We start from the raw sequence: 7,984 nt of genomic DNA on the forward strand, positions 1-7,984 counted from the left end.
CATGAAATAAAGTGATAGCCGCGGATCTAATGTTCGCGGTTATCTCATTTATGCGTGGGTAATTTATCGAGTTTGATAACTATCCAACCACTCATGCATCGCTTGATGTGAGCCTTTAAAAAGAACACGTTCGGACTTTTTCTGTAATTGGTATTGATACATAGGATCGTAATACTTGTGCAATAACAGGTTTATCCAGACTAAGTGCAGCGAAGTGTCATTCTGGTTGATTTGTTGATCGAGGGCTTGTTGCATCAAATCTTGCAGTTCTTGATGTTGTTTTCCGCCTAGACGTTTGCGAATACTCACTAAACTCTGTAATAGATATTCACTGAAAGCCGCAAAACCTGCTTCCGGCCCTAGGCGCTCACAGAAGCCGCTATACATTTTATGCACATATTCATAGCGTAAGCGTTCGAGCCTCGCATCGTCCGACTCTTCTAGCACTAAAACATTAGCGGCTTGCATGGCATTGTAAAATGTCTGCGGCAGCGCCGAACGCCCAATCAGGAAGCTTTCATCCTCGAGCAGTAAACACGCCGCGCCACTTGTTTGGTGCTGTAGCAAGGCAATGGCGAGTTGATTTTCAAAGTTAATCTGCGTTGGCTGTGGGTCGATATTCTTTCCAAAACTAGAGCCTCTGTGATTGGCTATCCCTTCAAGATCAACCGCTTCTTTACGCTGTAGTAGAAAATCGGTTTTACCGCAGCCCGTCATCCCGCTCAAACTCAATAACGGTTGCTGAGCGGGTGCCGCTTCAATCACGCCAATCAGATATTGGCGCATGGCCTTATAGCCACCCTGAATATAGGGGACTTCGATCCCCGCTTCTTTGAGCCATTGCTGAGTGAGTTGCGAGCGCAGGCCGCCGCGAAAGCAATAAAGGTAAGCATTAGGATTGGCTTTAACATAGCTAGCCCAAGCCTCGATTCTCTGTTGCTTGATGGGACCATTCACCAGTGAATGACCTAATGCAATCGCGGCTTGCTGACCAAATTGCTTATAACAAGTACCGACTTTTTCCCTTTCACTATCCAGCATCAAGGGCAAGTTGGTCGAGTTGGGAAACGCGCCCCGAGTGAACTCTATGGGCGCTCGCACATCCATCATCGGATGTTGGTTGAGGAAAATTTCTCGATATTGCTCTGCGGCTACAATAGCGCTTGGCATCAGCACAACACCACATTCGCTGCAGTGGTCGGTGTTTCCAGTGACCCAATGCAGATTGGGGTTATGTGGTTCGCATCGAGTAGGGCAATTAATTCCGCTTCAGCTGCGGCCGAGACGGCAACTAACAGGCCACCACTGGTTTGCGGATCGCACAGTATCGCTTTTTGATGCTCGCTGAGCTCGGGGAGATGCTCGCCATAACTATCGTAATTACGGTGAGTTCCGCCAGGAACACAACCTAAGGCCAAATAATCTAAGGCGCGTGGTAACAATGGCACTGCATCAAATTTAAGCTTCGCAGTGAGGTTGGCGCCTTGGCACATTTCGAGTAAGTGTCCCGCCAGTCCAAAACCTGTGACATCGGTCAGGGCATTTACACCGCTAATTTTTGCAATGGTCGCGCCTATAGTATTGAGTTGGCACATGGCATTTACCGCAATGAGACTATCTTCATCGCGGAGTTTTTTCTGTTTTTGCGCTGTGGTTAAAATACCAATGCCGATAGGTTTAGTGAGATATAAACGATCGCCGGCTTTAGCGGTATCATTCTGTTTTAAATCACTTAAGGCAATTTGCCCGGTAACCGCGAGACCAAAAATAGGTTCGGGTGCGTCTATGCTATGACCACCGGCTAGCATGATCCCCGCTTCCATGCAGGCTTGTCTGCCGCCATCGACCACTTGCTGTGCGATTTCTGCGGGTAGTTTATTGATTGGCCAACCTAAAATTGCAATCGCCATAATAGGCGTGCCGCCCATGGCATAAATATCGCTGATCGCATTGGTCGCTGCGATACGACCGAAGGTGAATGGATCGTCAACAATTGGCATAAAAAAATCGGTAGTGCTAATGATGCCTATGTCATCATTGAGTTTGTACACTGCAGCATCGTCGCGGCTCTGATTGCCAACCAGCAGATTTGGATCGGTAAATACAGGTAATTGCGAGGCTAAGATAGTGCTGAGCACTTTAGGGGATATTTTGCAGCCACAACCTGCGCCATGACTATATTCTGTTAGCTTGATTGATTCTGGGAGTGTAACTGGGGAATCTGACATGATCTCAACAGCCTATTTAAGTGATTAAGGCATCATCATAATCAGATACGGCCACCATGCAAGGTGGCCGTATGACTTTCGGGCAGAATTGTGGCTTAGCTATAAGTTGCGGTCAGGCTGTGCCAATGTTTTTGCTGGACTAAGAAACGCGCCTTTAGCTCTTCAACTTGTTGCAATAGTTGCTGATCGACAAGTTGTTTACGCTTGGCCTCAAGCAAGGTTTTCTGTGCTTGATAGTAATCCATTAAGTGCAGCTTTAATAACTCATACTCTGCTTGGATTTTTTCAATAATTTCATCAGCATTAGGCAGGTTATTAACCTTCCGCTTGGTACGTAATAACTGCATCTGTAAGCGTGCGCTCTCGATACGTTCCTGTGGACTCGTACGCAAATCCTTAGCTAATCCCAACCAAGATAATGACTTAATCAACCATTTGGTTGGATCGTAGTGCCACCATTTAATGCCATTACGATAGTCATTTTCGAAAATATGATGGAAATTATGATAACCCTCACCGTAGGTCAACATGGCCAAGAAGCCATTATCGCGTGCAGTATTCTTATCGGTATAAGGCTGACTGCCCCACACGTGGGCTAAAGAGTTGATAAAGAAAGTGCAGTGATGCACCACCACTAAACGCAATAAACCCGCCATCAATAACATAGACAGCACGTCACCATTGAGCCAGCCAAGCAGTGCTGGCAGTCCAATGTTCATCAGCAAAACGAGTGCGAGGTAATGTTTGTGTTGCCACATGACAATACGGTCATTTTGCAGATCACGCACATTTTGATAATCGTGATAGCGTTGCGACTGATACTCACGCAGCATCCAACCGATATGGCTGTACCAGAATCCCATTTTGGCTGAGTACGGGTCCTTGTCGTTATCATCTACGTGCTTGTGGTGGACTCTGTGATCAGATGCCCAGTGCAATGCACTGTTTTGTAATGCTAAAGCACCACCAAGGGCATATATAAAACGCACCGCCGGATGGGCTTTATAGGCCTTGTGTGACCAGAGTCTGTGATAACCTGCGGTGATTGACAGGCCACTGGCAAAGGCTAAAACAATAAAAGCGATCCATTCACTGGCACCATAGCCATGAACAATACCGCGCCATGGAACTAAAATTACCGCACTGAGGAAAGTGATGGCAAACAGACTGACATTAAGCCAGATGATAGGGGGTTTTTTCATTATAGGTTTCCAAAATTCGCTTTTGAGCGTACATCTGTAAGCTAATTTAGCTTAGCTATATTGTTTGGTCAAGGACGATGGGGCTGTGTTTAATGCCTAAAAGCGGTATTATTGCGTTATTACATTCAGTTAGCGGATTTAAGAATGGGTATTCGAGCACAGCAAAAAGAGAAAACTCGCAGAGCTTTAGTCGATGCGGCCTTTAATCAGCTAAGTGCTGAGCGCAGTTTCTCAAGTCTGAGTTTGCGAGAGGTTGCTCGGGAAGCTAATATCGCGCCGACATCTTTTTATCGCCATTTTAAAGATATGAACGAACTTGGTCTTACTATGGTGGACGAGGGCGGGTTAACACTCAGGCAGATGATGCGTAAAGGCCGTCAGCGAGCTGAAGTGGGTGGCAGTGTGATCCGTATTTCCGTTGATACCTTTATGGAAGTGCTTGATTCTAATCCAAACGTATTCCGTATCTTATTGCATGAACGTTCAGGAACCTCAGCAGCGTTCCGTGCGGCAGTTGCCCGCGAAATTGAGCATTTTATTTCTGAATTGGCTCATTATACCGAAGCCAAAGCGGGGCGAACCCCCTTGCTAGCTCGTGCACAGGCTGAAGCTTTAGTTACACTGGTGTTTAATGCCGGCGCTTCCGCATTAGATATGAAACGGGCTGACCGCAAAATTCTTGCCGATCAATTAGTCATGCAATTGCGCATGGTCGCCAAAGGCGCCGAGGCTTTGCAGCATAAGGTTGAACACCGCTAATCTGAGTGAGATGTAGATTTACTAAAATAATGGAGCCTAAGGCTCCATTATTTTTAGCGAATTTACGTTTAAGTGTTATGCAGTCGAGCTCAGTGTATCTGAAGTGATTAACGACGCTCGAGTAGTACACCCGTTTCCATGTGATCTGTGTAAGGGAACTGATCAAACAAGGCAAAGCGGGTCACTCTATGGGTTTCGTTCAGTTGTTGCAGGTTATCTTTTAAGGTTTCAGGGTTGCAGGAAATATACAAAATCCGCTCATAACCTTGGACTAACGCCAGCGTATCAGGATCAATCCCCGCGCGTGGTGGGTCGACAAAAATGGTGTTGCAAACATAGCTGTCAAGATCGATACCTTCTAAACGTCTAAAGCTGCGTTTCTTCGCCATGGCATCGCTAAAGTCTTCGGCTGACATACGAATAATCTGTAGATTATCAATACCATTCACTTCGATATTGTATTGCGCCGCATCGACTGAAGGCTTAGCGAGTTCGGTGGCCAATACGCGATTAAAGTTTTGCGCTAGTGCGATAGAGAAGTTGCCATTACCACAGTAGAGCTCGAGTAAGTCTCCCTTACTGTTTTGAGTCGCATCGATAGCCCACTCCAGCATTTTTACGGAAACTTTGGCATTGGGTTGAGTAAAACTGTTTTCGATTTGCTTATATAAGAAGGTTTTATCATTTACTTGTAATGACTCAACCACAAAGTCTTTATCTAAATCGATTTTTTGCTTACGGGCACGGCCGATGATGTTGACGTTAAACTGGCTACTTAACTTGGCTTTCAGTGCAACCGCATCGGCGCGCCATTGGTCATCAAGCTGCCTGTGATAAAGCAAAGACACTAAAATCTCGCCGCTTAAAGTCGACAAAAAATCCACTTGGAACAATTTGTGCCTTAGACTCGGATTCGGTTTCAGCTCGGCGATTAAGGCCGACATCATTTGATTGATGAGTACGCTAGCTGGTAAGTATTGATCGCAACGTACTTTCTCATTCAATACTTTATCGAACATGTAATAGTATAAGTCGTCACCATCATGCCACATGCGGAATTCGGCGCGCATACGGTAGTTAGCTGGCTCTGAGGCAAAAACTTCAACACTCGGTGTTTCAAATTGGGCAAAGGCTTGTTCTAGCTTGATACGCTTGTATTCTAACTGCGTATCATAAGTCTGAGGGTCCATTGCTGCTAAGTTCATTGTTTGATTCACCGTTGCTGTAAATTGGGGCGCAAATATTATACTAGGTGACACGAATGTCCAGTATCTTGCTTTTGCGGTTTTCGCAAAGCTATGGGAAAATCCGCGCACTTGAATGTGGTTCTATGGTATTTGGCTGGATTCCGTCGGTAAAGCAGCCATCGAATCGTTAATGCGTCCAATCTGTATAGTTTATTTATATATCCGAAACTGGAGATTCGCTTGTCGCGACCTATATTAGTGTTTGATTCTGGGATTGGTGGCCTATCTGTACTGGCTGAAATCCGTAAGAGTTTACCCGATAGCGACTATTGCTATCTTTTCGACAACGCTAGGTTGCCCTATGGTGAGCTGGAAGAGCAGGTATTAATTTCTGGCTGTGTCGAATTAGTAGGCGATCTTGTGGCTCGTACCAATGCAATGATAGTGGTCGTTGCCTGCAATACTGCAAGTACTGTTGTGTTACCGGCATTACGTGCACATCTTACAGTCCCTGTCGTAGGTGTTGTCCCCGCCATTAAACCCGCCGCTCTAATGTCTAAGAGCAAACGTATTGGACTCTTGGCTACACCTGGCACAGTTAAGCGTCATTATACCCATGAACTCATCAGCCAATTTGCTGATGATTGCCATGTCGAACTCTTTGGTTGTTCTGAATTAGTGATGATGGCAGAACAAAAAGTGGCGACTGGAATGTTGGATATGCATAGATTGGCACAGTTACTGGCACCAGTCGTTGCCGCACAATTGGATGTTCTCGTACTAGGTTGCACTCATTTCCCTATGATCAAAGCTGAATTACAACAAGTTCTCGGTGCGGGCGTAAAACTAATGGATTCTGGCGCTGCTATTGCTAAGCGAGTTGTTACTCTTTTAACGCAACAGAATCTTATTGTGGAAGAGCACAGAGTAACAGATGAGAGAGAAGCCGTAAGGGAGTCAGTGATGCAAGCTTTCTATACTAAGGTGGGAATCAGCGAAGGGTTAACAACAACATTAATTGATTGTGGCTTTTCAACTATCGAACGAATCACCACAACCAACTAAATTACAAAATAAAGCAAAACAGTTTAAGCGATAATGCTACTCGTCTGTCCCTGTACGGTCGGCAGCTTCCGAATCTTGTGTTTTTGCTTCTCTTACTTTTAAGGTTCTTTCTTGGAAACTATAGTCATTCAGTTTAACCATGGCTTTCTGAGCGCCTGATTCTGACATCTCCACAAAACCAAAACCTTTACGACGACCCGTCTTACGATCTCTGACTAAACGCACAGAGTTTACGGGACCAAATTCGCCAAATAATACTTTTACTTCACCCTCATGAACACGATAAGGCAGGTTACCTACATATAAGGTCATAGTAGGGCCAACATATTGTTCTTCTGAAGCATGAGATGATGAAGTCTCTGGAACAAATTTAAAAACAAGACTTGCAATGATAGCGCCAGCGACAAAAGCAATAGCTGATAATGGCGTTGCGAACTGAGATAGTGCTACTGCGCCAATAATGGCGACAATCAAGACAATAAGAAATGACTTTTGCATAAGAATGCTCTCTGATGAATGGGAAATTGATAAATAACTGTTAACAGCAAGTATATGGTAATGAATTATTTACTTTTACACTAGACCATTGCTGAAATATTGAGCGTGAATTATCAATTATTAGATAAAAAACCTTACTTATCTCCGATAAATAGAGCTTATAAGCTAAAAAATGGTCATAACGTTTAAAATATCGACGTGCGATTCAATGATCGATAAAAAGCACTTGCGGACTTTCTCAATCTCCCTATAATGCGCATCCACTGACACGGCAGACAGCGTAACGCAAGTTAAGCAAAAAAAGCCAAGCAGTTCATCGGTTAGTAAGCTAAACGATGAGTGTTGAGAAAGTTGAAAAAACTACTTGACGCACTAACGGGAATGCGTAAAATACGCAGCCCTGACCCGCTGAAAACTCAGTGTGTGGTCAACGCTCTTTAACAATTTATCAAGCAAATCTGTGTGGACACTCACAGGTGTTGAGTTAATCGAAACTGCTTAACCTTCGGGTTGGCAGCCAAAAATTTAAATCAATGTTTTCAAGTCATTCTCCTTAACGGGAAGGTGATTGAGTGTTCATAGTAATATGTACATACAGTAATGTATGAAGTGAAACGCGATGCTTCTTAGTGAGCAAAGCGAATCAAAACAGTAGAATTCATTGAGCCGCTGAAGTCGCAAGACGGAAGCAACAAAACTTTAATTGAAGAGTTTGATCATGGCTCAGATTGAACGCTGGCGGCAGGCCTAACACATGCAAGTCGAGCGGCAGCRCAAGGGAGTTTACTCCTGAGGYGGCGAGCGGCGGACGGGTGAGTAATGCCTAGGGATCTGCCCAGTCGAGGGGGATAACAGTTGGAAACGACTGCTAATACCGCATACGCCCTACGGGGGAAAGGAGGGGACCTTCGGGCCTTCCGCGATTGGATGAACCTAGGTGGGATTAGCTAGTTGGTGAGGTAATGGCTCACCAAGGCGACGATCCCTAGCTGTTCTGAGAGGATGATCAGCCACACTGGGACTGAGACACGGCCCAGACTCCTAC

Annotated in this window: 7 protein-coding genes and 1 rRNA gene; 3 read left to right on the forward strand and 5 right to left on the reverse strand. The window is 45.1% G+C overall.

What is annotated here, in order from left to right:
• Nucleotides 1–63 precede the first annotated feature (63 nt).
• The 3 genes from mnmH to L5M28_RS04485 form a co-directional block, all read right to left on the reverse strand.
• The gene (gene mnmH / locus L5M28_RS04475; RefSeq protein WP_263197489.1) at nt 64–1,170 is read right to left on the reverse strand and encodes a tRNA 2-selenouridine(34) synthase MnmH; all 1,107 of its coding nucleotides are present in this window, start codon (nt 1,168–1,170) and stop codon (nt 64–66) included.
• Nucleotides 1,170–2,228, reverse strand: a complete 1,059-nt coding sequence (gene selD, locus L5M28_RS04480; RefSeq protein ID WP_105251019.1) for a selenide, water dikinase SelD — start codon at nt 2,226–2,228, stop codon at nt 1,170–1,172. The genes mnmH and selD overlap by 1 nt, the downstream gene beginning before the upstream one ends.
• Nucleotides 2,229–2,323: 95 nt before the next feature.
• Nucleotides 2,324–3,430: an acyl-CoA desaturase gene (locus L5M28_RS04485; protein WP_168826995.1), complete on the reverse strand. Its 1,107-nt coding sequence runs from the start codon at nt 3,428–3,430 to the stop codon at nt 2,324–2,326.
• Nucleotides 3,431–3,574: 144 nt separating this feature from the next.
• Here L5M28_RS04485 and fabR point away from each other — a divergent pair, with 144 nt between their 5' ends.
• Entirely contained in the window at nt 3,575–4,189 is a 615-nt protein-coding gene (gene fabR, locus L5M28_RS04490) for an HTH-type transcriptional repressor FabR (RefSeq protein WP_105251021.1), read from the forward strand.
• Nucleotides 4,190–4,296: 107 nt separating this feature from the next.
• Here fabR and trmA read toward each other — a convergent pair whose 3' ends face one another.
• Nucleotides 4,297–5,394 (reverse strand): tRNA (uridine(54)-C5)-methyltransferase TrmA, encoded by a 1,098-nt coding sequence (gene trmA, locus L5M28_RS04495; protein WP_263202621.1) that lies wholly within the window; start codon nt 5,392–5,394, stop codon nt 4,297–4,299.
• A 222-nt stretch (nt 5,395–5,616) separates the two neighbouring features.
• Between trmA and murI the strand changes: the two genes are divergently transcribed.
• Nucleotides 5,617–6,441: a glutamate racemase gene (murI, locus tag L5M28_RS04500; RefSeq protein ID WP_263198216.1), complete on the forward strand. Its 825-nt coding sequence runs from the start codon at nt 5,617–5,619 to the stop codon at nt 6,439–6,441.
• Between the two features lie 36 nt (nt 6,442–6,477).
• Here the strand turns inward: murI and L5M28_RS04505 are convergent, their stop codons facing one another.
• On the reverse strand, nt 6,478–6,939 hold the full coding sequence (locus L5M28_RS04505; RefSeq protein ID WP_113941557.1) for an RNA-binding protein: 462 nt from the start codon (nt 6,937–6,939) through the stop codon (nt 6,478–6,480).
• Between the two features lie 700 nt (nt 6,940–7,639).
• Here L5M28_RS04505 and L5M28_RS04510 point away from each other — a divergent pair.
• Nucleotides 7,640–7,984: ribosomal RNA gene (locus L5M28_RS04510) — 16S ribosomal RNA — on the forward strand; the annotation flags it as partial.

Source organism: Shewanella sp. SW32 (genome assembly GCF_025653365.1).
GTDB classification, from domain to species: domain Bacteria; phylum Pseudomonadota; class Gammaproteobacteria; order Enterobacterales; family Shewanellaceae; genus Shewanella; species Shewanella oncorhynchi.